Source organism: Mycobacterium sp., from assembly GCF_965229105.1.
GTDB lineage: Bacteria > Actinomycetota > Actinomycetes > Mycobacteriales > Mycobacteriaceae > Mycobacterium.
Window position 1 is genome coordinate 5366884 of record NZ_OZ245858.1, and the last position, 26305, is coordinate 5393188.

Here is a 26305-nt window from a genome sequence, read left to right on the forward strand (position 1 = left end):
ATTCGTCCTTGCTGGAAGGATCAATTCCGTGCCGAAAGCATTTCCCGCCGAGTTCCGCGCTGACGTGATCGCTGTAGCCCGCAAGGGTGAGGCGCCGCTACGTCAGATCGCGAAGGACTTCGGCATCTCCGAGGCCTGCCTGCATCGCTGGCTCAAGATCGCCGACCGCGAAGACGGTATCGACCGAAAAGGAGCAACCGCGGCCGCGGGTGACGTCTCTGCCGAGCTGCGTGAAGCGCGCAAACGGATCAAGCTCCTCGAGCAAGAAGCCGAGATCATGCGCCGTGCCGTCGGCTACTTGTCGCGGGACGTCAACCCAAAATGATGTACCCGCTGGTCCTTGATCTTGCCGCAGACGGTGTCCCCGTCACGGTGACCTGCCGGGTTCTTGGCTTCTCTACCCAAGCGTTCTACAAGTGGCGCAAAGCCCCTGTGACACAACGCGACTTGGACGATGCACATCTCATCAACGCCGCCCTCGACATCCACGCCGACGACCCCACCTTCGGCTACCGCTTCATCGCCGATGAACTCCCCGCACTCGGGATCATCGCCGGCGAGAACAGAGTGGCTCGACTGTGCTCGCAAGAACGCATCTGGTCGGTCTTCGCCAAGAAGCGCGGACTGAACAGGAAGGCCGGGCCACCCGTGCACGACGACCTCGTTGGCCGCCAATTCTCTGCCCAGACCGCCAACGAGATCTGGTTAACCGACATCACCGAGCACCGCACCGATGAAGGCAAGCTCTACCTCTGCGCCATCAAGGACGTGTACTCCAACAGAATCGTCGGCTACTCGATCGACTCGCGGATGAAGGCGTCGCTGGCCGTGGCCGCCCTGCGTCACGCCGTCGGCGTCCGCTCGCCCGTCGCTACGATCGTGCATTCCGACCGCGGCAGCCAATTCCGGTCACGGAAATTCGTGTACATGCTGTCGCACAACGGGTTACGAGGCTCCATGGGCCGCGTCGGGGCATGTGGAGATAACGCCGCCATGGAGTCTTTCTTCGCACTATTGCAACGTAACGTCCTCGACCGGCAACGGTGGTCCACCCGAGCCGAACTGCGACTGGCGATCGTCACCTGGATCGAGCGCACCTACCACCGACGCCGCCGCCAACGCGCCCTTGGCAAGCTCACCCCGATAGAGTTCGAACTGCTCCACACCCCAGCCGCAACCGCGGCCTGAAATTCACACCCCGCGAGTCAACTGAACTCGGGGCAGTCCCTTACGTGAGCTTCCTGTCTTCGAAGACGCCGCCGCAGAATCGCGCTCCCAACCACTGGGGTGTATCCCGGATTCGCGCCGTCGGGGTTTCGTGGTCGGCTCGGGGTATGAGTGCTTTTGCCACGCGATACAACACGGCCACGATCGAGGGACTTGAGGTTTTCTACCGCGAGGCCGGTGATCCGACCAATCCAACACTGCTGTTGCTGCATGGTTTTCCGTCCAGCTCGCACATGTTTCGCAACCTGATCAACTCCCTGGCCGACGAATACCACCTGGTGGCACCCGATCACATCGGGTTCGGCCGCTCAGCGATGCCGACCACCACCCAGTTCACCTACAGCTTCGACCGACTCACCGAGATCACCGAAGGCCTCATCGAGCATTTGGGCCTGACCCGGTTCGCCCTCTACATCCACGACTACGGCGCCCCGATCGGTCTGCGTATCGCCAGCCGCCGCCCCGAACGGATCACCGCACTGATCACCCAGAGCGGCAACGCCTACCTCGAAGGTTTCACCCCGTTCTGGGACATCCTGTTCGCTCACGCCAAAGACCGCGCCGCCAACGAAGACGGGGTCCGCGAGAAGTTCACCCCGGAAACCACCTACTGGCAGTACACCCACGGGGTGCCCGCCGATCGGCTCAATAGGATCGCCCCCGAGGCCTGGCAGCTCGACCAACTCGGCCTGGACCGCAAGGACAACGACGCGATCCAGCTGCAACTGTTCTTCGACTACCAGTTCAACCTCGACGGCTACCCCGCGTTCCAGGAGTACTTCCGCACCTACCAGCCACCCCTGCTGCTCACCTGGGGCAAAAACGACGAAATCTTCGGCGCCCCCGGCGCTGAGGCCTTCCGCCGCGATTTCCCCAACGGCGAATTCCACCTGCTCGACACCGGCCACTTCGCCCTGGAAACCCACGGCGAAGAAATCAGCGGCTACATCCGCGACTTCCTCCCCCGCGCGCTGGCGCGCTAGGGCAGCGTCCGACAACCGCGCAGGTACGCCGGGTGATCACCAAATAGTCTACTTCCGAATGTGATTCGTGCGCTTTGAGCCGATCCCGCAGGCCGCACAAGGAGACTCACGATGGAGTACCACAACAACGACACTGCCGTTGTCATCATCGACCCACAGAACGACGTCTTGAGTCCTACCGGAAAGAACTGGGCCAGTGTCGGTGCCAGCGTCACCGAGAACAACACGGTCCAACACTTGGTGGATATCTTGCGCGCCGCCAAGACCGCGGGCTTCGGGGTATTCATTTCGCCGCACTACTTCTACCCCACGGACAGCACCTGGCAGTTCAATGGACCGTTGGAATCAGACGAGTTCCGCACTCAGAGCTTCGCCCGCAGTGGCGCGCTGACGCTGGACGGATTCACCGGTTCAGGCGCGGACTGGCTCGACGAACTCAAGCCGTACATCGAAGACGGCCACACGATCGTGGCCAGCCCACACAAGGTGTGGAGCCCACAATCGAACGACCTGATCCTGCAACTGCGAAAACGGCGGGTTTCCACCGTCATCCTGTGCGGCATGTTGGCGAACATGTGTGTGGAGTCGCACCTACGGGACCTCCTCGAGAACGGTTTCGAAGTAGCCGTCGTTCGCGACGCCACCGCCGGCCCCCGCCATCCCACCTGGGGGGACGGCTACCGGGCAGCATTGATCAACTACGCATTCCTGGCGCACGCTGTCGTGTCCACAGAAGAGATCGTGAAAGCCATGGCGTCACCTCACCGCGAGAGGCAAGCTCCAACCTAGTTCGCGCCAACCATCGACCGAGAGGTCGCAGCCCGAGGAGAACCGATGTCCGCGATTACCCGACCGCCGTTACCTCCCTTCACTTTCGAGACCGCGGTGCAGAAGGTACGGCTGGCTGAAGATGGCTGGAACTCGCGTAACCCGGCAAAGGTCGCACAGGCCTACACCGAGGACAGCTGGTGGCGCAACAGGTCCACCTTCATCCAAGGCCGCGTCGGGATCATTGAGTTTCTCACCGCGAAGTGGGAACGCGAACTCGACTATCGACTGATCAAGGAACTGTGGGCACACGACGGGCACCGCATCGCTGTGCGGTTCTGCTACGAGTATCACGACGCAGACCATCGATGGTTCCGCGCCTACGGCAATGAGAACTGGCAGTTCGAAGACAGCGGTCTGATGAGATGGCGGCACGCCAGCATCAACGACCTGCCGATCGACGAATCCGACCGAAAGTTCCACTGGGACATCAGCGGCCCTCGGCCGGCCGATCATCCCGGACTCAGTGAGCTGGGCCTGTGATTCCAACTTCGTTGGACCGCTTCGTTTACTCGCAGCAACCGGGCTACGACGAAACGGCCACTCGCGCCGCCTTTACCAATGCGGTCCCGCTGAGAACCATCGTCATCTACTGCTATGACCCACGCGCAGTGGCCATCCCGAGCGAGCTAGCCAAGCTGTGGCCGGACGAGACCTACCCCGGAGAGCTCGTCCTCGACGATCACGGCAACAAAGTCGGCAGCACTGCGACCATCTTCCCCATCGTCGTAGCCGGCGGCCGCGCCGTCGATGCCTTACGCTCCATCACCATCGGCCACCACCTCTTCGGGCTGCAGAACATCGTGGTCGTACACCACACAAACTGCGGAACAAGCAGTTTCACGCCCCAGGGCTTACTTGACGCCTACCGCTGCGAACAAGGTGTCGACCTCTCTGACACCTATAGCCTGGACAGTCTCGCCATCGGTCACCTCGAAGCGTCACTGCGCTATGACGTCGACCTGCTGCGAAAATCACCGGCGGTTCCCGCAGCGGTGAAAATCCTCGGCATGGTTTTCGACATCGATCGCGACGAATTCACGGTGCTGATTCCCGACGACACAACGAAGACAGCATCATGGCATTGATCACGACTGGGTTCGGATTTGCATCGACGACCGACGAGGTCCTCGCGGGAGTGGATCTGGAGGGCAAACGGGCGGTGGTCACCGGCGCCACCAGTGGCCTGGGCGTGGAGACGGCACGGGCGTTGGGTGCGGCCGGCGCCGCGGTGACACTGGCGGTCCGCAGACCCGAGGCCGGGGAGAAGGTAGCGGCCGATCTTCGGCGTCAAACCGGCAATGACGCCATTGATGTCGAGCCGTTGGATTTGGCGGATCAGTCATCGGTCACCGCGTTCGCCGAGCGGTGGCAGGGCCCGCTGCACATCCTGGTCAACAATGCCGGCGTGATGGCGATCCCTGAGCTGACCCGGACCGCGGAGGGTTGGGAGATGCAGTTCGCCAGCAACTACCTCGGCCATTTCGCCCTGGCGCTCGGCTTGCGTGCGGCGCTGGTATCAGCGAGCGGTGCCCGGGTGGTTTCGGTGAGCTCCACCGGGCATCTCTTCTCCCCAGTGGTGTTCGACGACTTGCATTTTCGGTTCCGGCCGTACGACCCGTGGGCGGGGTATGGCCAATCCAAGACCGCGAGCATTCTTTTGGCGGTGGAGCTGACCCACCGGTGGGCCGACGACGGAGTGGTGGCCAACGCCCTTAACCCCGGAGCGATCGCGACCGGGTTGCAGCAACACTCCGGTGGCCTGCAGACACCCGAAGAGTTCCGCAAGACCGTGCCGCAGGGAGCGTCGACCGCGGCGCTTCTCGCCGCGTCTCCTCTGGTCGACGGGGTGGGTGGACGCTACTTCGAGAACAACGAGGAAGCGCCCGTCGTGACTGAGCGGGCCGCCAGCCTCGGGCGGGCGGGCGGCGTCGCCGGCTACGCCCTCGACCCGGACAACGCGGTGCGCCTGTGGGAGACGTCTATCGAGTTGATCGGACACCGCTGAACTGCGCACGAATCTGGAGCGCGCTCTCCTAATAAGGATCAATTGCAACGTATCTCGTTGACTCGGTCGCTTACCCAATGTGCGTCAATGGAAGCGCCGAGTAGTTTCTGCCCGACTCAGCCAGCCGCACCGGGGAACATTTTGGGTCGTCGGCCAGTTCTGTCTTCAATCCGACCAGTCTAAATTTTGCGTGGAGCGGCGGATTCCCTCGACGCCCAACGGGCGACCGGCGAAGGGTCCTACGCCGGCGAAGCCAAATTACATCGCGACAAGGCTGCCTCGATATGAGACGTCGCCGCATTCTCGATCAACGCGTCGATATCATCGGGACACTGGCCCACGGGGAGTCCGATAAGTTCCATCAGCTTGTTGTGCTCCCCACAGATTTCGCGCAAGTTTGTTCCGGTATAGCGGATGCCATGGCGCACACGGTAGAGCCGCGTCAGGTTGCGCCATTGACTGATGTGTCGGGCCGCGAGCGTGTAACCCGTCGATGCCGCGATAAGTGTGTGGAAACGAGTGTCGTGATCGGCGAACTCCATCTCGACATCGAGCTGGACCTCGCCTGGCGGTGTCTCGATTGCGAGCCGATCCATCGCCTGCAGCGGTTCATAGATGCGCCTGAACTTGTCGCTCTCTGTAGTAATCGTTCCGTCCGTAAGACTCGCGCCCAGGAAACTCGCCACCATTGCGTCAGCGTCTGCGCGCATGGAGCTGATCTGCAGTAGATCGCGCTCCGTGTGTTCGACTACCCAAAAGCCATGGCGTGCCCGTTGCGCGACCAGTCCCTCCGAGGCGAGGACGGCCAGAGCCATGCGGATGGGCATCCGTGAACCGAACCCGTATCGGGTCTGCAACGCGATCTCAGAGGACGGTTCGTCTTCCGTGGGTGAGAGATCGCCCCGGAGGATGTCCGTCAGGATGCGTTCGTAGGCCTCTACCGCATGCGAACGAGCTCCCACCGATGGATGATTAGGGTCTCCATCAGCGAACGCTAGATCACATGGGCCGGATTGGGCCGCCGGTGGCTCCATCGTTCTGGCCATGATCCCCTCCTCTCAGATCCTCTCCAGGTGAACCTTTGGGATCCCAACGATGAGCGTACACCTCTGGGATCCCAAAGGCGTACCTCTCACTCAGGATGCATCGAGCACGTCAAGGGTCGCCTTGATCGACGAAAAAATCGCGCTCTGCATCCAACCGTGCAATGGGCAGATGTGTTCGCCGGCAAAGAACACCTTCGGGCTATCGGCCGGATGCGGATCGTTGAGCGGCTTCTGAAAGCGGTAGCGCTCTCCTGGATCAAAATGCGCCCAGGCTCCGCCTCCGGCGACGGACTCCTCTATCCATTCCCAGTGCGCGATGTCGCGCACGTCGTTGCGAATTCCAGGGTGGAGATCCTCCAGGCAGCTTAGGACCACCTCGGTCTTTTCGGCTTGACTCAACGAAATAAATCGGTCAGCGTTCACCCCGGTCATGTACGCCCCGGTCAAGATCGCGGGTCGCAGCCAGCCATTCGGGTCCCCCGCCACCTCGAGAGTCGTGTAAGAACCGAGGCCGTTTGCACCCCCGCCGGGGACGAATTCCAGAGGGATCGAACGCTCGCCAGTGTCCTGAACGTCCCACACGTTGTCCGACGGGTACCAGCACTGCTGGATAAGCCGGTCGGTGTAGCTCGCACCTCCGAAGATTGGTGGGTTTTCATCTTCCCAGACTCGGCGGTTGACACTCACCAAACTCTTGGCGGCATTCCGATAATGGAGGCCCGAGAGTGCTGCTGCTTTCCTTCGATCCAGCCGCGGCTCAAATGAGATCCGTGACGTGGCGGAGGCAGGCGTAGCACAGATCACGTAGTCGAATGCGCGACCATCATCCGCAGTGATCTCCTCGTCACCAGTGAAAACTCGCATGCACCGACCGTCAGCTTCCTTAATCACTGCGGTAACGGCTGTCTTGAGTAATATCCGGCCGTGACGTGCCCGGATTTCCGCCTCGAGTGCCCGCGGGAGCGCATCCATTCCGTCTACTAATCGTGTTCGACGGTCAGCGCCTCGTATCCCGTAAGACTCGGTGTAAATTTCAAGTGCTGACATGCCTTCTTCCCACCGCTCGCCGGACGCACGACTCAATAGTTCGTATTCATCTTCGGTGAGAAGCTCGTTGCTTAGGCGGCCAGGACGTGCACCAGGCCTGCGATAGGTGTGGACTACCGACTTTGATCCGCCGTTCCGCTTGGAGGCCCGCAGACTGACGTCGACATCGCGCAGGTACTGCCACAACGAAACTCGATCGACTGCCTGCGCGAACTCGTCCATTGGATCGGCGACGCGCGGCTTGGATTCAAACTTCAAGTCCAGCTGCTCTCCTAACAGTTCGGTCATACTGCCTTGCGGGTGATGGCCCCTCAGAAGCCAGGTTCGATTCAGGTTGGTCCCGTAGGCGTTGTCATAAGCTGCGATGAGACTGCCGAAGTCGGAGCGGCGGCACCTAAATTCACCGACCTGACACCAAGCATTTAGGTTGCTTTGAATGAACACCGCGGTGGCGAGCCCAAGCTCTTCAACGTAGTGCCATGTGCCAGCATGGTTAGGCGGGAAACGCATCGGACCAAACTCGCCGTGTATGTCGTTACCGTACATATCAGTGGTGCGCCAGGTTCGAATCCGCCCACCCAGGCGGTTCCCCGCCTCCACCAGGACGACTTCGTGACCTCGCTCTGAGGATGAACCCAGCAGTTCGTACGCTGCGATAAGACCAGCTATTCCGCCGCCGACGACGCAGACGGTTTTTCGTCGGCTGCTTTTGCGTAGAACGGCGAAATCTCTTGCGGGGAATTCGAATTCGTTGAAACCCGCATCACCTTCATGACCATTTATCGCCGACCAGACTGCTTCTACCATGCTTCCTCCCGACCAAGACTCACGCCGCTTGCTAGGCATCCGAACAATCTCACGTCGCTCGATTCATTGTGGCGGTTTCTCTGAAATTACAATCAGATACACAGGTAAGGGCCACCCGGATGCCGTACCGCCGACATCTAATATTCACGCAATGAATTAGAGCGCACAGATGTGCTTGCAATAACGACGCGGAGAACCTCGATTACAGATCGCCTGGGACAGGCGGCCGATTGTGCTCGCACCCAACCGGCCAATTGTCGTACCCATTTGCAGACATCGTGGAAAATACCGGAGCTATGAAGAAAGGCGTACAGATCCGCTGTCCGATAACGGAACTCGATGGGTCATCCGCCACTGCATTCGGAGCCCCGACGCGTAGCGGCCATACGACTAAGTCCGGTCGATAGGTAGCCCATCAGCGTACTCGGATGGGATTCGAAGTACATTTGGGAGACGTCAAGCTGGTCCGGACTGCTGGGCGGTTTTCCGAAGCCACCGCGTGTATGCAACGATCGGTCAACATCGAGTCTGAGGAACGTAGGGTAGCCATGTCCTGCTTTTCATCCCGCCCGTTACGGTGGGACGCACTGTGACTGCGGGGGCTGCGTTACTACCCAGGGGCTTACGGCCTGCTATCGAGAAGGCGATCGCGGATTCATCGCCTGCGTGGGCGACGTTCGTCGATGCCAACCGGCGATCGCCCGGCCAACCGCCCTTGGCGGTCAAGTATGTCCCGTCGAAATACGCGGCGAACTACCTAAAGCCAAACAATGGCCTGTTTATCGGAAGCAGTAACTTCACCTGGGGTCGAGGCATCTATGTAACCGGCGTTGAGGAGCCTCTCTCGACGGCGATCTACGGACGCGTAGGGATTGTTTCGTGGTTCAATCCAGTCGATTGGAATGCTTTCGACGCTCGTGATCCGTATAACGTACAGCTATATCTGGCATGGCTAATTTCTCAGCCGGACTACAATGAAGCGATATTGACGGTTCACTCGGACCACTGGTTGCATCAGTTCCGTAATACCTTTCGCGAGCAGTTCCAAATTGACGTAATTCTCTTTCACCCAGACGAAAAGGATAATCGCCAGTGGTACACGGATCCAGGACATACCTGGATAGCGGTCAGCGACTGGCAAAGCCCCGGGAAGCTCGCACACAACTACTCGACGCGGTTCCGTGACGTTCGACTGGCGATCCTGGCCGAGGAGGAGTTCACTCCTGACGATCCCGCACTCACGCGCTCTGCGCAGTTCATGCTCAGCGGGACGGCACCCATCGCGCCGACAAACTTGAGACAGGCATATTCGCTGAATCAGATCGTGCGAGTCGAGTCATGAGTCTAATTAGGATTGCAGCGCCCCTAATTCACCTTGCGGCAGCAGACGACGGCTACGCTCAGGATCTGCGCGACGCCATCGCCGACGACGACCGCACGTACAGCGGACTTGTGACCGCGGAGGTCCGCCCCACCGAGCTGGAGTGGTTGAAACCTACAGAGTGGCAATGGTTTGCGGACTGGAGGCAATCGCTCGGCGGCGAACTTGACCCGGTCGTCCTCTCACACCTCACAACCTCTGCCGGATCTCGTTTTGCGCGGTTTCAAGTCCGCGCGCTTGCTCTCCGCGATCCATCTACGAACCGACTTGCTTCGGAGACCGCCAATGTTCCGAATGTCGAAAACGGCGTCGGATTCCAGTGGCTCATTGAGCAGGTTCACGAGCCAACGGTGGATCCGCTTGAGCTGGCGCGTGACTCACTACAATGTGCGACCGAGGCTTCCTGGTTCGTACTAAGGCGACTGACCTCACTCGACGACCTGGATCGCGCCGGCTTTGTGATCGAAATGCTCGACAACTTCGAGGCAACCATCGAAATCGATCCGAGCCTTGCTAGGCGCTGGCGACACCGCTTCTAAGGCAAAACGTCCCTCGCTTCTGAATCGCCGCGACCAGCTCCTGACTTCGATGCCGGAAGGAAAGTAGCGGTAAGGCTTCCCCGTCACGGTGATGTCATCTAGAACGTCGTAGAGACATTCGAGCTGATCGCCTTCGACCCATGTGCTGTGCCGGTGGGACACCTTCAGGTCCCGCCGCCGCCGCCGGCGGCGTAGTTACCCGATCCTCCGTTACCGCCGACACCGCCGATACCGCCGCCACCTCCAGCTCCAGGATCGCTTAGTAGACCACCGTCCCCGCCGATAGCGCCACCACCACCTCCGCCGCCGGCGGAGCCGCCGGGTGCACCGTCGCCGCCGTTGGGGGCAGCGGCGGTACCACCGGCTCCCCGGGGGCTTGGGGGGCGTTGAGATACGAGCCCCCGCTGCCGCCGTCGACCGCACCGCCGCTGATGGCCGCGGTGGTCGAACCAAAGACGAAGAACATGGACCACGACAACGAAGAGGACATTCCGTGACCACCCTTCAAGAAGCAGCATCGCTGTCCAACGACGAGCAAGGCCTGATGGTGCTGCCGACGTTGCGAGCCAACGGCACCATCCAGTCCTCGCTAGTCAACGCAGGCGTCCTCACCCATCCCGTCACCGGGGAGACAATCTTGGCCGTGGTCGCGGCAGGCCCCGTCAAGCTCGCGAACCTGCGGGCTCGACCCCAGGTCACCGCCACCTTCCGCAACGGTTGGCAATGGGCGGCGGCCGAAGGGCACGCCGAACTCGCCGGACCCGATGACCCCCAACCCTGGCTGGACGCCGAAGGGCTGCAACTCTTGCTCCGAGCGAGCTTCGCCGCATCCGGCGGTGAACACGACGACTGGGACGAGTACAACCGGGTGATGGCCCAGCAGCGCCGGGCAGCGGTGCCCATCCGCCCCGACCGGGTCTACAGCAACTGATAGCGCTGCGAGGAAAGGTGTTCGAGGTTGGCCGGCGTAGGTGTTGGAGGTCTACGTGGTTTTTCAAACCGACAACTCCGAGACCTACCTGACCTGCCGAGGGCCGGGCTGGAGGTGCCAAGCGACACTGCGGTCAACTAGGACGTCGTTACGCCCGAAGAAATCGCCGACCGGATCAGCGAGAGTGTCCGGCTAGCAGCCGCATTGCGCGCCGGCGTACCTTCGATTCCCGTCACCGGCGTCACAGACTGGCTGCGGCATACTCGTCACTGTGACGGGTGCGCGCACCGGAGTGTGCGAATGGTGCGGGGAGCGGTTCGAAGCGAGGAGCCCGCGCGGCCCGGTCGGCCGCTACTGCCGACCGTCGCACCGGCAGCGGGCCTGGGAGGCGCGCCGGGCGTCTCGCTGGCCCGCCGCTACTTCGCCGTCCGACGCCGAACATGCCAGAGCGCTCGATGAGGCGAATTCCTCAGTGCCACAGAGCAAGCGCAAGGTCACCCCACGACGCCCGTCGGGTCGGGACGCCATCGTCGGCTCGCTCGTTTCGGCGGCCACCGAGGAGTTCGCGGCTGTCGGGTTCCGCGGCGCGTCGATCCGTTCGATCGCGGGGCGCGCCAACGTCAACCACGGCATGATCAGCCGGTACTTCGGGTCGAAGGGTCAGCTGCTGCACGCTGCGTTGAGCGCGCTGGCCGAGGAGAACGCCAAGCACCTGCGAGCCAACGATGACTTCGACGCCTACCTGTCGAGGCGGTCGTTCCAGTTGGAGACGCAGATCGTCGGGCGGCTGATCCTTGAAGGCGTCGAGCCGACGCTGTTGCCGACGTCGCTGCCGGTGTACGACTTGCTGGGCCCGGCCATCGCCGGTCGGTACGGGCTCTCGGCCGAGGAAGGCCGGATCGCCGTCGCCGCCCGCAGCGCCCTCACGCTGGGTTGGGCGCTGTTCGGCGAGTGGATCGGCTCTGCCTCGGGGCTGTCGCCGGACGGGCAGCAGCGGCTGCAGGCGAGCATCGGCGAGCACATCCGCCGCCTCGGCGTCGAGACCGGTGGATGTTGACTCCAACCGACTGCACCCGGTTGTATCCACTGGTGATGATGCGCGGAGGCCCCATGGGGACCACGGTGACGAGGACGTCGATCGATGCGGCGGGACTGACGTTCGAGGCCTTGGCCTCCGGGACGGACGGCGAGCCGGTGATCCTGCTGCACGGCATGCCGGAGACCTCAGCGATGTGGATTCCGGCCATGGATCTGCTTGCCCGCCAGGGCTATCGGTGCCTCGCCTTCGATCAGCGGGGCTACAGCCCCGGCGCTCGGCCCGACGACATCGCCGCCTACGACCACCGGCACCTGGGGCAGGACGTCCTCGACGTCGCCGACGCGGCGGGATTCGACCGCTTCCACCTGATCGGGCACGACTGGGGTGCGGCGGCGGGCTGGTGCGCGGTCGACCTCGACGGTGGGGAGCGGATCGCCTCCTACGTCAGCCTGTCCATCCCGCACTATCGCGGCTTCGCCGAGGCCACGCGCGACGATCCGGCGGTGCAGGCCTACCGGGACTTCCTCGGTGCCGTGCAGGCCCCGGGGCAGATGGTGGAATCGTTCTGGTCGGCAGACGCGTTCGCCCGGCTGCGCGACGTGTGGACCGCGCACGACGAGGAACTCGTCGAGCAGTACCTCGCCGTCCTCGGGCAGGACGGCGCACTCACTGCTGCGCTCAACTGGTACCGCGCGACGAACGGGCACATGACCGTGCTCGACGGGACGTCGCTGGAGTTCGCGCCTGTTTCCCTGCCGACGATGCTCATCTGGGGTAACCGCGACCCCTACGTCAGTCGGATGGCCGTCGACGTCGGTCGTGGATACGTCGTGGGCCCGCATGAGTTCGTCGAACTGGACGCCGGGCACTGGCTGCTCCAGGAGGAGCCCGAGCTGGTCGGGGTGCTGCTAGCGCGGCACCTGAGCCGGCATCCCCTGTAATCGAGGTGGCGCGTAACCCGTCACAGTGACGAGAACGCTGGCCGATTCCAGTGGCGGCCTTGCCTAAGAGAGCCGAATTAAATTCTCGCACAATGGATGACGGCAAACACCGCTTCCAGAGCGTCATCGACTACCACACGTTGTTGACGCCCACCGACTGCAACCGGTTGTATGCACTCATGGTGGAACACACGATCCTCGCGGCGCATCCCATGCGCGACGCCGCCGACCTTCGGGCCGTCGCGCGCCGGCTGCGACTCCACGCGCTGTGTGCCGCCCGCGGCAAGGGCGAGGCCTACATCGGTCAGGCGCTGCAATCGGCCGAATTGTTCGCGGTGCTGTACTTCCGGGAGCTGAACTGGTCCCCCAGCACGCAGTACGACGAAGCGCGGGACCGCCTCCTGCTGTCGGTCGGGCACTACGGACTGGCGCACTACGCGGCGATGGCCGAACACGGCCTGCTCACGGAGGACGACCTGCGGACCTACGGCGCCGACGGCAGCGCGCTCACGCTCGGCGCCGAGCCCGGTGACGTGCCCGGGATGGAGTTCGCCGGCGGGTCACTGGGCCAGGGACTCGGCGTCGCAGGTGGACTCGCGTGGGGGCTGCGGTACCGCGGCAATTCGGCGAGGGTGTTCGACTACATGTCGGACGGGGAGACACAAGAGGGGTCGACGTGGGAGGCCGCGATGTTCGCCGGCGCCCGCGGGTTGTCCAACCTCACTGCCATCGTCGACGTCAACCGCACCCAGGCCGATGGTGACCTCGTCCTCGAAGTCGAACCGCTCGCCGACAAGTTCCGGGCCTTCGGCTGGTGGGCCTGCGACGTCGATGGCAACGACGTCGACGCCCTCCTCGATGCCTTCGCCGCCGCCGATGGGGAAGCGGGTGCACAACCCCGCGCGCTGATCGCACACACCCGCCTCGCGCAGGGTGCACCCAGCCTGCAGAACCGGCCCCACGCCCACTTCGTCCGCATGAGCGCCGACGAATGGGTAACGGCGCAACGCGAGATCGAGGAGGGTTTGTGAACCAGCACACCGGTGCGGCCGCCGCGATGGGGCTGCGAACCAAGGCCGGACCGTGGGGTCAGGCCCTGCTGGCCGCCGCCGCCGAGCGCGACGACATCGTCGCAGTGTCCGCAGACCTGAAGAAGTACACCGACCTGACGGCCTTCGCCAAGTGCTACCCGGACCGCTACGTCGAGGTGGGGATGGCCGAACAGAATCTCGTGATGACCGCCGCCGGCTTGGCGCGCGCCGGATTGACCGTCGTCGCAACGACGTTCGCGGCCTTCCTGGCCCGCCGCGCGCTCGACTTCGCGATCATGCAGATCGCGCTCCCCCGAGCCAATGTCAAGCTCATCGGCGCCACCCCGGGCATCTCGGCGACGTTCGGGCCGTCGCACACCGCCATCGACGACCTCGCGGTCTGGCGGGCCGTGCCGAACATGATCGTCATCGACCCCGCCGATCCCGCCGAAGCGGCGGAAGCACTCACGGTGGCCCTGGACTACGACGGGCCGGTCTATCTTCGGCAACCGTTCAATCGGGCGTCCGCGAGACGCACCGTGGAGATGCCGCCGTTCGAGCTGGGCAGGGCGGCCCTCCTGCGCGACGGTGCCGACGTCGGCATCATCGCCAGCGGCGACCGCGTCGGCGAGGCGCTCATCGCCGCCGACGTCCTGGCCACATCGGGCGTTCATGCCGCCGTTCTGCGGGTGAGCACCCTGAAGCCCTTCGACGGTGACGCGGTCGCCGACCTGGCCGCCCGCACCGGCCGGCTGGTCACCGCGGAGAACCACTCCGTCATCGGCGGCCTATTCTCGGCGGTCGCCGAGGCCCTGGCACGCCGTGGGGTCGCCGTCCCGGTCAGGCCCGTGGGCGTGCCGGACGTGTTCCCGCCCTTCGGATCTCCGGAATATACCGCCGACCTCCTGGGCATGAGCAGCCGTCACATCGTCGAGGCAGCGCTCGTCGTGACCGGCATCGAGGGACAACCGAAAGAGGCAGCCCGTGGATGAGATCCGACACCAAGGCAAGGTGGCCGTCGTGACCGGCGGCGGTCACGGCATCGGCGCCGCCACCGTGCGAAGGTTCCTCGCCGAGGGGGCGACGGTGCTCGCGTGCGACGTGAACCCCAAGGGTCTGACACGGCTCACCGACGAGTTCGGTGAGGACCGACTCGCCACCCGCATCACCGACGTCTCCGACGAGCAGCAGGTCACCGCCATGATCGAGCACGCGGTGGAGCGGTTCGGCCAGCTCGACGTCCTGGTCAACAACGCCGGTGCGATCACCATGGGTACCGTCGTGGACGTCGAGCCCGCCGACTGGCGCCGCATCATGGCGGTCGACCTCGACTCCGTCTACTACGGCTCCCGCGCCGCCATCCCGCACCTGGCCGCCACCCGCGGCAACATCGTCAATACCGCGTCGATCTCTGGCCTGGGCGGGAACTACGGTCTGGTCGCCTACTGCACGGCCAAGGGTGCGGTGGTCAACCTGACCCGCAACATGGCAATCGACCACGCGCGCCAGGGTATTCGCGTCAACGCGGTATGCCCCGGACCGGTGAACAGCCACCCCGGCGGGATGATGGACCATCCGAACATGAAGCCGGTGTACGAGCGGAACATCCCGATGGGCCGGGTGGGGATGCCCGACGAGATCGCCAGCGTCATTGCCTTCCTCGCGTCGGATGACGCCAGCTTCATCACCGGCGCCAACCTCGTCGCCGACGGTGGGCTCACCGCGCACACCGGTGAACCCAACTTCCAGGAGCTCTACGCCGACGAGTTCCACGCCCGACAGAAGCCGCAATGACATTGAGCGAGAACCAGTTCGAGCACGCCGACCTGACCGTCAACGGCATCAGCCTGCACACGGTCTCGGCCGGCGAAGGCCCGCTGGTCGTCTTCTGCCATGGCTTCCCCGAGTCGTGGTACTCGTGGCGCCATCAGCTGCCCGCGGTGGCGGCGGCCGGCTTCCGGGCGGTGGCCCTCGACATGCGTGGCTACGGCCGCAGCGACGCGCCCGCCGACGTCGCCGCCTACTCCCTGTCGCACCTGGTGGCCGACGTGGTGGGCGTCGTGACGGCGCTCGGCGCGGTGGATGCCGTCGTCGTCGGCCACGACTGGGGAGCGCCGGTGGCATGGTACTGCGCGCTGATGCGACCCGACGTCTTCCGGGCCGTCGCCGCCCTCAGCGTCCCCTACCAGGCGCCGACGGGCTGTCTGCCCGAGGGACTGACCGTCGGTGACCTGATGCGCGCCAAGGCATCCGACGCCGACTACTACCGGCTGTACTTCCAGGAGCCCGGCGTCGCGGACGCCGAGATCAACGCCGATCTCGAGGCCTTCCTACGCGGCTTCCTCTACGGCATCAGCGGCGACGTCGTCACCGACGGCGTGCGTGAGTCCGGCTGGGCCGGATACTTCCCGCGCGGCGAGACCTTCATCCAGCAGCTGCCGGTGCCCGCCACCCTGCCCGGCTGGATCACCGAGGACGACATCCGGATCTGGGTCGCCGAACTCGCCCGCAACGGCATCCGCGGTGGCCTCAACTGGTACCGCAACCTCGACGCGATGCCTGCCATCCTCGCGCCGTTCCTCGGCTCGGCGATCCGGCAACCCGCCCTCTACCTCGCCGGTGAACACGACCTCATCGGCGGCAACACGGCGAAGGCTCTGGACCGGATGCATGCCGAGGTGCCGGGTCTGCGGGACGTGCGGATCTACCCCGGAGCGGGGCACTGGCTACAGCAGGAACGGCCGGACGAGGTCAACGCGGCACTGCTGGACTTCCTGCGCTCGCTGTAGCGCGCTCGACACGCTGCACGTCTGAGGGCAGTACTCACATCCGGCGGCGACACCGGCCGCCGTGCGCTAGTTTCGCCGCACTTCAGGAAGGACACCCCGAGTTCGCCCCCATCGGGCTTGCCGAATACGGGGACGTCCGTCCATCTCGACGCTGCGACACCGCCCGCCAGGGCTACATACCCGCCATTCAAGCGCCTCTGGCGCGACACCAGCCAACGCCGCTCAGCCCGCAGGATCACCACAGCGTGGGCACGGCGCCACCCGCGGTGGACCCGTTGAATTGATTTCGGACGGCCGAGCTGACGTTCACAAATCCGTTCACAAGTGACATGAAAACGGCCCCCGGAGAGATCTCCGAGGGCCATTTTCACTTAGTAGCGGGGCCCAGGATTCGAATCTACGACCTCTGGGTTATGAGCTGCGCCCCAAGGGATTTCGGGTGTACGCGTAATCTTGAAGGTGCAGGTCAAGGTGTGTTGGCGTCTGGACGGTACCGGCGCATCCGGCCGATTTCAGGGGGTTTCGCAGAGTTTTGGTCCCAAATCCGTTCCCAAAGATGGGCGCACTGACGACGTATAGCGCAGCGGTGTTGTAAGTCTCCATTATGGCGTTCACGCGCGGCGTCCGGCTGCTGAATGTCTTCATGAAATCGTTCTGGTCCGCTACACGCTGCATGAGCGAGAAGGACCGCGTTAACCGGGCGTATTGGTCCTGCCAGGTTTTTTGCAAACCAGCAGCGTTGTCTAACGCTCGGCGCAGAACCCGCACGCGAAGGTGATGGCAACGCATGCGAACGACCCATCAATACATATAAACTACCGAGAATTGTTGTGCGACAGTCAAAGTCGAGCGGACTGCATCTATGCTGCTCGGTGGTGCTACCCCAGTTCAGTAGGGCATCAACAGCTCCGACGACCAGCTGTTCACGGTCGGCGCGCGGCCGAACGTAGCCGAGGCGCAATCCCCGCAGTGGACCAATAGACCCGAGACTAGCTCGCGGTCCCGTCTGGCGCGGCAAGGTTTAAGTCGTTGGCGGGTGAGTCTCGCGAGAAAACAAGTGACCAACCTGCAAACTCGTCCGGCTTCAACACGGTCAGTCGGTGCGCGCCATCGCCAGTGGGCTCAACATTCACGAGACGTGCGTCGCTGCTCTCTGGCCCATCAACGGGGTAGGCAAACTCGAGTTCCGGTTGATCGCGCTGCGCTTCCATTATCGCGTGGGCTATCCGCTCAACGTTGACGGCAAGAAGGGCCTTTATTTCACCAGATGCATCGAGCTTGTATGCACACCACTTTGCCACTTCATCAATTAGCCCCGGCTGTTTTGCCGCGAGTTGCGCTTGGGTGAGACCTTTATCTTCGGGTATGCCAAGAACGTCCTCAAGCGTACCTTGCGCGTGAAGCCAAAAGCCGTGGTCTTTCCAAATATCAATAAGCTTAGTAATTCGCGATTGATGGCCCGGAAGTAGCACCGAATTCGCCAACCATTTCGCCCGTTCCTTAGCATTCTTTTCGATTCCATCGGCATTCATGGCTTGGATTAGCGGTGCAAGGACCGTCGAGGTCTTAGGCGGTTCGACAGACAAGTCGTTCTGGTAACGCTGTTGGACGTCGATGGACCGATCCATGACACGGTTGACAGCCTTTTCTAGGCAAGCATCAAGATCGGCGATCGCGCGCACATCGATGTTAAGGGCGTCTGCTATTTCAAACCAGAGAGCAACCGTTCCGCTGCCGCCGCAATCTATTAGATCGGTTTGGGCTACCACTTCTCCTGGCTGCGTTCGTTCCAGCGCCACGGTAAGCGCGGCGACATCGTGCTTTCCCTCTACCAAAACGGGTCGGGGGGCAAATACCAATTGACTTACCAATTCCGAGTTACCGGTAAGTGACGCCGTTACTTGATCTGCTAGGTCCGGCTTGAATGCCGCAGAAAAAGATGCCGCTGCCTTTCCTGCCGAGAAATAGAAGATAGCATTCAAGTCAGACGAAACTTTCGGTCTAATTAAGGTCGGCTGGTGTGTTACAACGATAGCGCGCCGGTTCGTATCTGCGCAGACCTTCTGAAGCTCGCTCAACCAGATCCGTGCCATGGCCGGATGTAAATGTAATTCTGGCTCATCCACGACTAATAAGCGCCACTCACTTCTGTAAACTGCGATGAGTAGTATCAGAAGTTCCCTGAGGCCGTGACCTTCGTCACGAAGGAGCGAATACTCGACCGTACCGAGACGAATAAATGGATCAAGATAGCCGGATTTCTCTTTGAGTACGACAGTTCGTCCGAAGGCGCGTCGAACGAACGCTGCTACTTGCAGCCAAACCTCCGGTTCCTGTTTTATGGCATAGATCTCGGCGATACCGGTACCGTGCAATTTTGATACCTGCTGAGCACGTTCACGTTCTTTATCGCCTAGAGGTATGCCCGGGAATCCCTCTGCATTTGGAGCTGACGTGTGGCCCCAATCGTCGTACTTGACCAGCCCTGACAATCTGTCTGTGGAAAGGCGTCGTCCGTTTAAGTTGTCAGCGATCAGCTTGGCTGTTCTCGACTTACCGCTCCCGTTTCGTCCGACGAAGAAACACACCGGGTGTTCCCATTCGTCGATGGAGAAGAATACCTCATCGGAGCCGCCTCCCCCCGGGAAGACTTCCGAAAATGTGAGGCTCACACCAGGTAGTGGTGGGTGGGTGTCCATCTTGGCATCGTGTCACAGCGCGCCGTGACAGCGGGACTCAACGAGTTTGGCCTCGGCTACACCCAGGGGGCACTTCGGGTGCTGGTTCCGGATCAGGCTTTGCCGGACACTTGGCCGATGGAATTGCGGTCGCCATAGCTCAGGGACTCGATCTGCCAGAACACATCGAGGAGATTGGCATCCTTAACGTTGGCATCGGAGGGGACAAGATCTCGGATGCCGCGTGCAATGTGCTCAAGCACCGATTCATCGAGTACAACCGCGAGGTTGGTGTGTGGAGCGGCATGGCATTGCGACCGGGGAGCATGTGATCCCCAACGCGCGGGTCTTCGCGGAGAACGCCATGTCGGCGTCGGAGTCGGCGATGCTGCCCACCAACCCCGCGACCGATCTTCCAATCCTGTTGTGCCTCAAAATTGCTGAATGACACGCCTGCGCAAACAAGCCAGCTGAACGCGGACTACAAGCGGTCCCCGCAGGAATCAGTCACGATTGTGATGGCACACGGCTTCAAGCATCATGCCAAAGGGATCAAGCCAGAACGTTGCGTAATACGGCGGCGGGTACTCCGGAAACGATCGTGGTGGGTGAATCACACGTCCACTTACTGACAACACGTGACGATGCACCCGATCGACATCACCTCGGCTCCCCACCATGAACGCGAGGTGCTGCAGGCCGGTCTTGTCGCGTGAGTACAGCCCCGGATCGGCGGCCGGATACAAGAACAGGTACGTCCCGGGCTTTCCGCCCGCAGGCTTGTAGGCGCACTGATCTTCCGCGACGAGAAACTTCTCAAACCCCAGGAGCGGCAACAGGTCGTCGTAGTACGCCTGCGCGTCTGCGAGATCCATGACGTTCAGCCCAACATGACCGAGCATGTCGCCAATCCTGCCACAACACCCAACCTGCACCAGCGGCGCTAGATCTCCCAACTGGGGCCAACATCCGCGCAGATTACTGGGGCCAAATCACTTGACGAAACGCAAAGGGAAAACCGTCGAGAAGGATGAAGACTGCGCAGTTGGTCTTCCTTGGTATGGCAAGGCCCTATCTAAGACTATTAGGCGTGGAGTTGGACCGCGAAGTTGAGCTGGGGCGGGGACCAGTCGACTTAAAGATTTCGAGTGGGTCGCAACACCGCCTGCTCGTTGAGGTGAAAAAGCCGCACAGCGGGACGTTCTGGAATGGCCTGGAAGCGCAGTTGCCGAGTTATATGAAGTCCGACTAGTGCCAAATCGGCTGGTTTATCAGTGTCAGGTACCGCGACGACGGTGTGTCCGAGAATCGCGTCATGGATCTTCCCGAGCGGGTTGATCGCAGCGCGGAAGAGTTGGGTAAGACCCTCCGCTACACAACAATTGACGGTCGCCCGAAAGAGCCAGCGTCGAAGCTCAAGAGGAAGTCGCAGGTACCTCGTCTCTTGAGGAAGAACGGAGGCGTGTCAATGGCCAAGTGGAAGTACCCGCTGGTGGCCAGATAAAAGTACCCACCCCGTGCGGTGATTCTCAGCTCGGTTGAGGCGTCTCCTTTCGGTGTTGGGCGTCCTTCATGCGGTAGGACTGGCCGTCGGTGATGACGACGGTGGCGTGATGCAGGAGCCGGTCGAGGATGCTGACTGCGGTGGTCTGCTCGGGCAGGAATCGTCCCCATTCTTGGAACGGCCAGTGCGATCCGATGGCCAGGGAGCGGCGTTCGTAGGCACCCGCGACGAGGCGGAACAGCAGCTGTGTTGCGGTGTCGTCGAGCGGGGCGAAGCCAAGTTCGTCGAGGATGATCAGGTCGACCCGGAGCAGGGATTCGATGATCTTGCCGACGGTGTTGTCGGCCAGGCCGCGGTAGAGGGTTTCCACCAGGTCCGCGGCGGTGAAGTAGCGGACCTTGTGCCCGGCGTGGATCGCAGCCACGCCGAGGCCGATGAGGGTGTGGGACTTGCCGGTGCCGGCGGGTCCGATGATCGCCAGGTTCTGTTGTGTTCGAACCCATTCCAGGCTGGACAGGTAGTCGAAGACCTTCGGCTGGATCGAGGATCCTGCCACGTTGAACGAGTCGAGGGTCTTGGTGACGGGGAACCCGGCGGCCTTGAGTCGGTTGATCACGTTGGAGGCATCGCGGGCTGCCAACTCGGTCTCGACCAGGGTCCGCAACACCTCCTCGGGTGTCCAGCGTTGGGTCTTCGCGGTCAGGAGCACCTCGGGTGCGGTGCGCCGGATCGCGGCCAGCTTGAGCCGCCGCAACCCAGCGTCCAGATCAGCCGCGAGTACCGGAACAGCCAGCGGGGCAACGATCTTGGCTGTCTTCGCCGATGTCCTGGTCATGAGGTGACACCACCGTCGGCGACCGGGGTGACGGTGTAGGCGTCCAACGACCGGGTCGGGGCGACCGGTAGATCCAGGATCAACGCGTCCCCGGCGGTGCGGGGCTGCGGGGTCCCGGCGCCAGCGGCCAGGATGGAGCGGACGTCGGCGGCACGGAACCGCCGGAACGCCACCGCCCGGCGCAACGCCCCGGTCAAGGCATCCTTACCGTGGGCGGCACCCAAAGCCAATAGGACCTCTAGTTCCGAGCCCAGCCGGGTGTTGCCGATCGCCGCAGCACCGACCAGGAACGCCTCGGCATCAGTGCCGAGTGCGCAGAACTGTTGTTCAACCATGGTTTTGGGCCGCGGTCCGCGACTGGGCGCCGGTCGTGGTCCGTCGTAGTGATCGTCGAGGACCGACGCGGTGCCCGGGGCGGCGAGTTCGTGTTCGGCCACGATCACCCCCGTGCTGGGCTCGACCAGGCAGACCGCGCCGTGATCGACGACCACCGCCACCGATGTGCCGATCAGCCGGGTGGGCACCGAGTAACGGGCCGAGGCGTACCGGATGCACGACAGCCGGTCGACCTTGCGGATCACCGACGGCGCCCCGATCCGAATCTGCAGCGATGGTAGTGGTTGCAGCAGTTCACGTTCAATGCTCAGTCGCTCATCGGGCACTGCGCAGATCTCCGAATGCTCCGCTGCATTCACCTCGATGCACCAGGCTTTCGCCGCGGCGTTGGCCGACCGTAGACCCACCGGCACCCCGGCGATCGCAGCCTCGGTCAACAGGGGGACAGCCAGGCCGCGTTGGGCGTAACCACACAAGTTCTCCACCACACCCTTGGACTGCGGGTCCTCAGCGTGGCAGAAATCCGGGGCGAAACCGTAATGACCTGCCAGCCGGACGTATTCGGCCGTGGGGATCACCACGTTGGCGACCACCCCACCCTTGAGGCACGCCATCCGGTCGGCCAGCACCCGGGCCGGAACGCCACCGATCGCCCCCATCGCTTCGGCGATCAACGCCAACGTCGTCGAGGCGCGTTGATCGCTGGCGAACGCGACGAACCGCCACCGGGAGAACGCCAGCACCGCGCAGAACAAGAACAACCCCGGTGCGGCTTGGGCCCAGTCGATCACGAGATACTCACCCGGTGACCACACCGCCGGGCGGCGCCCTCGGTGATGCTCGTTGCGCCACAACACTTTCGCCTCGGCGACGAGGCGGCGGAAGTTGCGTGCTGACCCCTGGTAGCCGGCGGCCCGGGCGATCGGCAGCATCCGCTTGGCCGACATCCGTCCTTTCGACTTCTCGACCCGCTCGGAGACCAGGTCGGTCACCGCATCGTAGTTGTGGGCCCGCTGCGCCCTCGGCGGTGCGCTATCGCCGGCCCCGAACTTGTCGACGACTTTCTTGACGGTCCTATGAGTGGTGCCGCACAGCTCGGCGGCGCCCCGGTAGGACCCGACTTGCTGATAGGCGGAAATGATGTCCATGCGGTCCTTCGCAGATTTCAATGGAACTCCCCGATGGTGGCGATGACTGGTTGGCACCTTCACCGTCACCATCGGGGCCCGCAGTTCCTGATCGACACGACGAACACGGGGCGGATACTTTTATCTGGCCACCAGCGGATACCTCTACTTGGCCACCAGTGGGTACTTTTTCATGGCCACGGACACGGCGGGCGTCGAGCAACTCGTTGAGCAGAGTGCACGACGGCGCTGGTCCTCCGCGGCGCGATCGTCTCGCGAATGGCGGCGATCAGTCGCAGTTTGGAGTCGATGTCGTGCATCCGTCGACGGTAGGAACCCGGAAGTGCAGGATTTGCACTATTTCGACATCCCATGTGGTGGTTGGTTGGCTAGCTAGCAGCCGGTGGCTCACGACACGCTGGACTTGTCAGAATGACGCCCTATGGTGTGGGCACATGCCATAGCCTTAACACGCTTGGTGCTAGATCGGGGGGTTCATGCTTGGGTTTGCGATCGTAGACGCGCAGCCATCGGCGAACGCGACTGCCGTGTGGCTAACTAGCCGCCTTGAGGGTTCGCGAGTCGGTCACACCAACGCGGTCGTGATCCAACGCGACGAAAGGCGTCACGAATCGAAGGTCTGGAACCTGACCGCCGACCGCGCTGTCGTACTCACGACTGGGACAGCGCCGCCAATACCGTTCGCGCACAGCATCACTCTGGAATTGTTCGAGACCCTCTTGGACGAGGCAGCCGCTTACCAAGAACGTATTACCGAGGCGGTCGCGGCCTATGCGAAGCGCACGAAGAACAAAAACCTAACCGCCCCGAACTTTGTGAACCGCCGACCGCAGCTAAACCGTGACGATCGAGACGAGCCGTCATACCGCGCGTTGGCTGCTGCCAACTACGTACGAGACTCATGGACGGCATGGCTAGCGACCGACGAACAGCGGGTGCGTCGCACGATGAACCCCCGTACGGGGAAGCCGCCGTGGATCATGGCCGACGACTTGGGGGATCCGACGCTTGCAGACTTTCCGCCCGGGTTTGGGCAGCTTGTGCGACCAGAACCCTTGGTCAAGCCGGACTGGTGGGTAGCGGCCTCCTAAAGTGCTCGACTTCACTGCGATCGACTTCGAGACCGCGAACTCATACCGCGGCTCGCCGTGTGCTGTCGGCCTTGTCCGCGTCAGAAATGGGTTGCCTGTGGCCGAGCGGAAGTGGCTAATACGCCCGCCGGCGGATGTTGACTACTTCGACGGCTACAACACATTCATTCATGGCATCACCCCCGATATGGTCGCTAGTGCACCGCGCTGGCAAGACGTCCTACCCAGCATCATGGACTTCATCGGCGACGACGTCGTGGTCGCTCATAACGCGGGGTTCGACATAGGCGTCATTCGATACGCGTGCGCAGTGGACAACATCGAGTGGCCCGAAATGCGGTTCCTGTGCACGATGGTCCTGGCGCGCCGCGCACTGGCGCTTCCATCCTACCGACTGCCGTTCGTACTTGAAACGCTGGGTGGACTCATGGGCGACCATCACGAGCCGCTGGCAGACGCTCTGGCGGTCGTGGAAGTTGTCCGCAGACTCGCCGCCAATAAGGGTGTGGACACCCTGGAAGGGCTCGCGGGTTCGGCGGGTATATGCATTGGGCGAATGGCCAGCGGTATCTACCGTGGCAGCGTAGCGATGTCGGTCGGGTCCGGCGGGGCGCTTGCGCGACCCGAACTGAACCCAAACGCTGATCCTGACGGGTATCTATACGGTCGCGTCGTGGTGTTCACCGGCACTCTAATGTCGATGACTCGACGGGTCGCGTGGGAAGAGTGCGCGCGCGTCGGCGCTACACCCCACGATGACACCACGAAGCGAACCAATGTGCTTGTCATCGGCGACATTAACCCCGCTGTGCTTCGGCCTGGATCTAAGGTCACGGGAAAGACGCGGAGGGCGTTCGAGCTCCAGGACAAAGGTCAGCCCATCGAGGTAATGACCGAAAGTGACTTCGTTCGGTGCCTCGAAGGGAAATCGCTCGCATGTGCAGACACCGCGCTTAAGTCTAGTAGCGACAGTCAGCAGGAAGCGCTCGCGGCCGATGCGATCCCGGCCCGCCTCCGCAAGGTGCCCCTCGCAAAACGGCCTGTGCCTGAGCCGCCAAAGCCCCCAAGGCCTCTGCGCCGCGAACGCAAATCGACGGACCAGCGATGCGATGTTCGAGATTGCATAGCTATCGCTGCATTTAGGACACGCTCGAACCCGACGTGGTGCGACTATCACATCGCCGAAATCCAGCGACGCGGTGGAATTAAATCGCTGGAGACGTTCACTCACCCCGACGACTGGCAGCTAACGGAGTGCCTCAGTTGCACCGTGCAGGCGCACTACCGGTTCAACTACACCCTTGAAAAGAACAGTTGCGGCGAACTGACGTGTCGCGCATGCTTCTGGCGCGGCTGGGCAGTCGAAGCGCGAGCGCTGCAACGTGAGTGGGCACACCTGGCGCCCGTTCCCTTCGAAGAAGCGAAGTCGCTCGCCGAAGAACACGGCTTCGACTATCTCGGGCCATTAACGGCTCCATCGCTGCCCGACGATCCGCATCACACCCGCTGCCGCCGGTGCGGAAAGGTTAGCGCCGAACGATTGGCCGACATCACATTTGGGTGCACCTGCTAGCAGGTCGACGCGGCGAGCTTGCAGCTTTGCTCCGCCTAGGCGCTCAGACCGCTGGGTGCCCCCGCCCACGTGCCCACATCCTGCCCACAGTTGCCCACGATCTAGATGCATTTCTAGTTAACAATGCGCCGGCAGGTCTGGGACACGCACGAGATCCAAGCGTTCCTGGCCTCGGTCCGCCATGACCGGTTCGCGGCCCTGTTCCTCCTCGAACTCACGAAGGGTATCCGGCGAGGCCAGATATGCGGCCTGAAATGGCCGGCAGTCGACCTCGACGCCGGCACCAATACGGTGCACGACAACCTGGTGGTCGTGGGCGGTCACGCCTTGGATAAGGCGGGCGGAAAGACCCGCAACGCCGATCAGACGCTCGCGATCGACCGCGGCACTGCGGCGCTGGCGCGAGGCGCAGGACAGTGAGCGCGATTTCTTCGGAACCGACTACCCGCAAACCGGATACGTGTTCACTACCACGACGGTAGGCCGCTACACCCCGACACCATCCGCCAGCGCTTCGACCGCCTGGCCGCCGCGGCGGGGTTG

General features: G+C 62.7%; 28 protein-coding genes. 21 read left to right on the plus strand and 7 right to left on the minus strand.

The genetic code is table 11. The annotated features are described in order from the left end of the window. Positions 1-28: 28 nt before the first annotated feature. From ADBZ9O_RS25200 to ADBZ9O_RS25225, 6 genes are all read left to right on the plus strand, one after another. A protein-coding gene (locus tag ADBZ9O_RS25200; RefSeq protein ID WP_526523762.1) for an IS3 family transposase occupies positions 29-1188 on the plus strand; the annotation gives its coding sequence in 2 pieces (ribosomal slippage) (positions 29-320 and positions 320-1188; 1161 coding nt in all). Between the two features lie 146 nt (positions 1189-1334). Then, entirely contained in the window at positions 1335-2210 is an 876-nt protein-coding gene (locus ADBZ9O_RS25205; protein WP_526525768.1) for an alpha/beta fold hydrolase, read from the plus strand. A gap of 111 nt (positions 2211-2321) precedes the next feature. After that, the gene (locus tag ADBZ9O_RS25210; RefSeq protein ID WP_526525770.1) at positions 2322-2999 is read left to right on the plus strand and encodes a cysteine hydrolase family protein; all 678 of its coding nucleotides are present in this window, start codon (positions 2322-2324) and stop codon (positions 2997-2999) included. A gap of 45 nt (positions 3000-3044) precedes the next feature. After that, positions 3045-3521 carry a nuclear transport factor 2 family protein gene (locus ADBZ9O_RS25215; protein ID WP_526525772.1) on the plus strand — a complete coding sequence of 159 codons (477 nt, stop codon included), beginning with the start codon at positions 3045-3047 and terminating at the stop codon, positions 3519-3521. Next, positions 3518-4126 (plus strand): carbonic anhydrase, encoded by a 609-nt coding sequence (locus ADBZ9O_RS25220; RefSeq protein ID WP_526525774.1) that lies wholly within the window; start codon positions 3518-3520, stop codon positions 4124-4126. The genes ADBZ9O_RS25215 and ADBZ9O_RS25220 overlap by 4 nt, the downstream gene beginning before the upstream one ends. Continuing rightward, the gene (locus ADBZ9O_RS25225) at positions 4117-5046 is read left to right on the plus strand and encodes an SDR family NAD(P)-dependent oxidoreductase (protein ID WP_526525776.1); all 930 of its coding nucleotides are present in this window, start codon (positions 4117-4119) and stop codon (positions 5044-5046) included. The genes ADBZ9O_RS25220 and ADBZ9O_RS25225 overlap by 10 nt, the downstream gene beginning before the upstream one ends. A 239-nt stretch (positions 5047-5285) precedes the next feature. On the opposite strand, the gene ADBZ9O_RS25230 is transcribed toward ADBZ9O_RS25225, so the two are convergent. Then, positions 5286-6008: a GntR family transcriptional regulator gene (locus tag ADBZ9O_RS25230; protein ID WP_526525778.1), complete on the minus strand. Its 723-nt coding sequence runs from the start codon at positions 6006-6008 to the stop codon at positions 5286-5288. Between the two features lie 174 nt (positions 6009-6182). Beyond that, positions 6183-7946 carry a flavin monoamine oxidase family protein gene (locus ADBZ9O_RS25235; protein ID WP_526525779.1) on the minus strand — a complete coding sequence of 588 codons (1764 nt, stop codon included), beginning with the start codon at positions 7944-7946 and terminating at the stop codon, positions 6183-6185. A 589-nt stretch (positions 7947-8535) separates the two neighbouring features. Here ADBZ9O_RS25235 and ADBZ9O_RS25240 point away from each other — a divergent pair. Together ADBZ9O_RS25240 and ADBZ9O_RS25245 are read left to right on the plus strand one after the other, a co-directional pair. Then, positions 8536-9288 carry a hypothetical protein gene (locus ADBZ9O_RS25240; RefSeq protein ID WP_526525781.1) on the plus strand — a complete coding sequence of 251 codons (753 nt, stop codon included), beginning with the start codon at positions 8536-8538 and terminating at the stop codon, positions 9286-9288. Next, complete coding sequence (locus ADBZ9O_RS25245; RefSeq protein ID WP_526525782.1) at positions 9285-9866, plus strand: hypothetical protein; 582 nt, start codon at positions 9285-9287, stop codon at positions 9864-9866. The genes ADBZ9O_RS25240 and ADBZ9O_RS25245 overlap by 4 nt, the downstream gene beginning before the upstream one ends. A gap of 259 nt (positions 9867-10125) precedes the next feature. Here the strand turns inward: ADBZ9O_RS25245 and ADBZ9O_RS25250 are convergent, their stop codons facing one another. Continuing rightward, positions 10126-10356 (minus strand): hypothetical protein, encoded by a 231-nt coding sequence (locus ADBZ9O_RS25250; RefSeq protein ID WP_526525783.1) that lies wholly within the window; start codon positions 10354-10356, stop codon positions 10126-10128. 3 nt (positions 10357-10359) lie between these two features. Here ADBZ9O_RS25250 and ADBZ9O_RS25255 point away from each other — a divergent pair, with 3 nt between their 5' ends. The 7 genes from ADBZ9O_RS25255 (at position 10360) to ADBZ9O_RS25285 (ending at position 16597) form a co-directional block, all read left to right on the plus strand. Next, positions 10360-10797 carry a TIGR03618 family F420-dependent PPOX class oxidoreductase gene (locus tag ADBZ9O_RS25255; RefSeq protein WP_526525785.1) on the plus strand — a complete coding sequence of 146 codons (438 nt, stop codon included), beginning with the start codon at positions 10360-10362 and terminating at the stop codon, positions 10795-10797. A 271-nt stretch (positions 10798-11068) separates the two neighbouring features. Further along, positions 11069-11854 (plus strand): TetR/AcrR family transcriptional regulator, encoded by a 786-nt coding sequence (locus ADBZ9O_RS25260; RefSeq protein WP_526525786.1) that lies wholly within the window; start codon positions 11069-11071, stop codon positions 11852-11854. Between the two features lie 53 nt (positions 11855-11907). After that, the gene (locus ADBZ9O_RS25265; protein ID WP_526525787.1) at positions 11908-12777 is read left to right on the plus strand and encodes an alpha/beta fold hydrolase; all 870 of its coding nucleotides are present in this window, start codon (positions 11908-11910) and stop codon (positions 12775-12777) included. A gap of 92 nt (positions 12778-12869) precedes the next feature. Then, positions 12870-13808: a transketolase gene (locus ADBZ9O_RS25270; RefSeq protein WP_526525789.1), complete on the plus strand. Its 939-nt coding sequence runs from the start codon at positions 12870-12872 to the stop codon at positions 13806-13808. After that, entirely contained in the window at positions 13805-14800 is a 996-nt protein-coding gene (locus ADBZ9O_RS25275) for a transketolase family protein (RefSeq protein ID WP_526525790.1), read from the plus strand. The genes ADBZ9O_RS25270 and ADBZ9O_RS25275 overlap by 4 nt, the downstream gene beginning before the upstream one ends. Then, entirely contained in the window at positions 14793-15602 is an 810-nt protein-coding gene (gene budC, locus ADBZ9O_RS25280; protein WP_526525791.1) for a meso-2,3-butanediol dehydrogenase, read from the plus strand. Before ADBZ9O_RS25275 ends, budC begins: the two co-directional genes overlap by 8 nt. After that, positions 15599-16597, plus strand: coding sequence for an alpha/beta fold hydrolase (locus ADBZ9O_RS25285; protein WP_526525793.1), 999 nt, complete (start codon positions 15599-15601; stop codon positions 16595-16597). The genes budC and ADBZ9O_RS25285 overlap by 4 nt, the downstream gene beginning before the upstream one ends. A 989-nt stretch (positions 16598-17586) precedes the next feature. On the opposite strand, the gene ADBZ9O_RS25290 is transcribed toward ADBZ9O_RS25285, so the two are convergent. Next, the gene (locus ADBZ9O_RS25290; protein WP_526525795.1) at positions 17587-19296 is read right to left on the minus strand and encodes an ATP-dependent nuclease; all 1710 of its coding nucleotides are present in this window, start codon (positions 19294-19296) and stop codon (positions 17587-17589) included. Here ADBZ9O_RS25290 and ADBZ9O_RS25295 point away from each other — a divergent pair. Both ADBZ9O_RS25295 and ADBZ9O_RS25300 read left to right on the plus strand, forming a co-directional pair. After that, positions 19281-19607 (plus strand): DUF8370 family protein, encoded by a 327-nt coding sequence (locus tag ADBZ9O_RS25295; RefSeq protein ID WP_526525797.1) that lies wholly within the window; start codon positions 19281-19283, stop codon positions 19605-19607. The two genes, ADBZ9O_RS25290 and ADBZ9O_RS25295, sit on opposite strands and share 16 nt — an antisense overlap. Further along, the gene (locus ADBZ9O_RS25300; protein ID WP_526533806.1) at positions 19571-19723 is read left to right on the plus strand and encodes a hypothetical protein; all 153 of its coding nucleotides are present in this window, start codon (positions 19571-19573) and stop codon (positions 19721-19723) included. The genes ADBZ9O_RS25295 and ADBZ9O_RS25300 overlap by 37 nt, the downstream gene beginning before the upstream one ends. 55 nt (positions 19724-19778) lie before the next feature. Here ADBZ9O_RS25300 and ADBZ9O_RS25305 read toward each other — a convergent pair whose 3' ends face one another. Beyond that, a complete protein-coding gene (locus tag ADBZ9O_RS25305; RefSeq protein WP_526525798.1) occupies positions 19779-20177 on the minus strand; it encodes a VOC family protein in 399 nt (132 codons plus the stop codon). A 158-nt stretch (positions 20178-20335) separates the two neighbouring features. On the opposite strand from ADBZ9O_RS25305, the gene ADBZ9O_RS25310 reads away from it, so the two are divergent. Next, positions 20336-20527: a DUF8371 domain-containing protein gene (locus ADBZ9O_RS25310; RefSeq protein WP_526533478.1), complete on the plus strand. Its 192-nt coding sequence runs from the start codon at positions 20336-20338 to the stop codon at positions 20525-20527. 277 nt (positions 20528-20804) lie between these two features. Here ADBZ9O_RS25310 and istB read toward each other — a convergent pair whose 3' ends face one another. Both istB and istA read right to left on the minus strand, forming a co-directional pair. Further along, the gene (gene istB / locus ADBZ9O_RS25315; RefSeq protein ID WP_526525800.1) at positions 20805-21614 is read right to left on the minus strand and encodes an IS21-like element helper ATPase IstB; all 810 of its coding nucleotides are present in this window, start codon (positions 21612-21614) and stop codon (positions 20805-20807) included. Then, positions 21611-23119, minus strand: a complete 1509-nt coding sequence (gene istA / locus ADBZ9O_RS25320) for an IS21 family transposase (RefSeq protein WP_526525801.1) — start codon at positions 23117-23119, stop codon at positions 21611-21613. The genes istB and istA overlap by 4 nt, the downstream gene beginning before the upstream one ends. A gap of 560 nt (positions 23120-23679) precedes the next feature. On the opposite strand from istA, the gene ADBZ9O_RS25325 reads away from it, so the two are divergent. The 3 genes from ADBZ9O_RS25325 (at position 23680) to ADBZ9O_RS25335 (ending at position 26182) form a co-directional block, all read left to right on the plus strand. Then, entirely contained in the window at positions 23680-24189 is a 510-nt protein-coding gene (locus tag ADBZ9O_RS25325) for a hypothetical protein (protein WP_526525802.1), read from the plus strand. Position 24190: 1 nt separating this feature from the next. Then, a complete protein-coding gene (locus ADBZ9O_RS25330) occupies positions 24191-25762 on the plus strand; it encodes an exonuclease domain-containing protein (protein WP_526525803.1) in 1572 nt (523 codons plus the stop codon). A 123-nt stretch (positions 25763-25885) separates the two neighbouring features. After that, positions 25886-26182, plus strand: coding sequence for a site-specific integrase (locus ADBZ9O_RS25335; protein WP_526525804.1), 297 nt, complete (start codon positions 25886-25888; stop codon positions 26180-26182). Positions 26183-26305 lie beyond the last annotated feature (123 nt).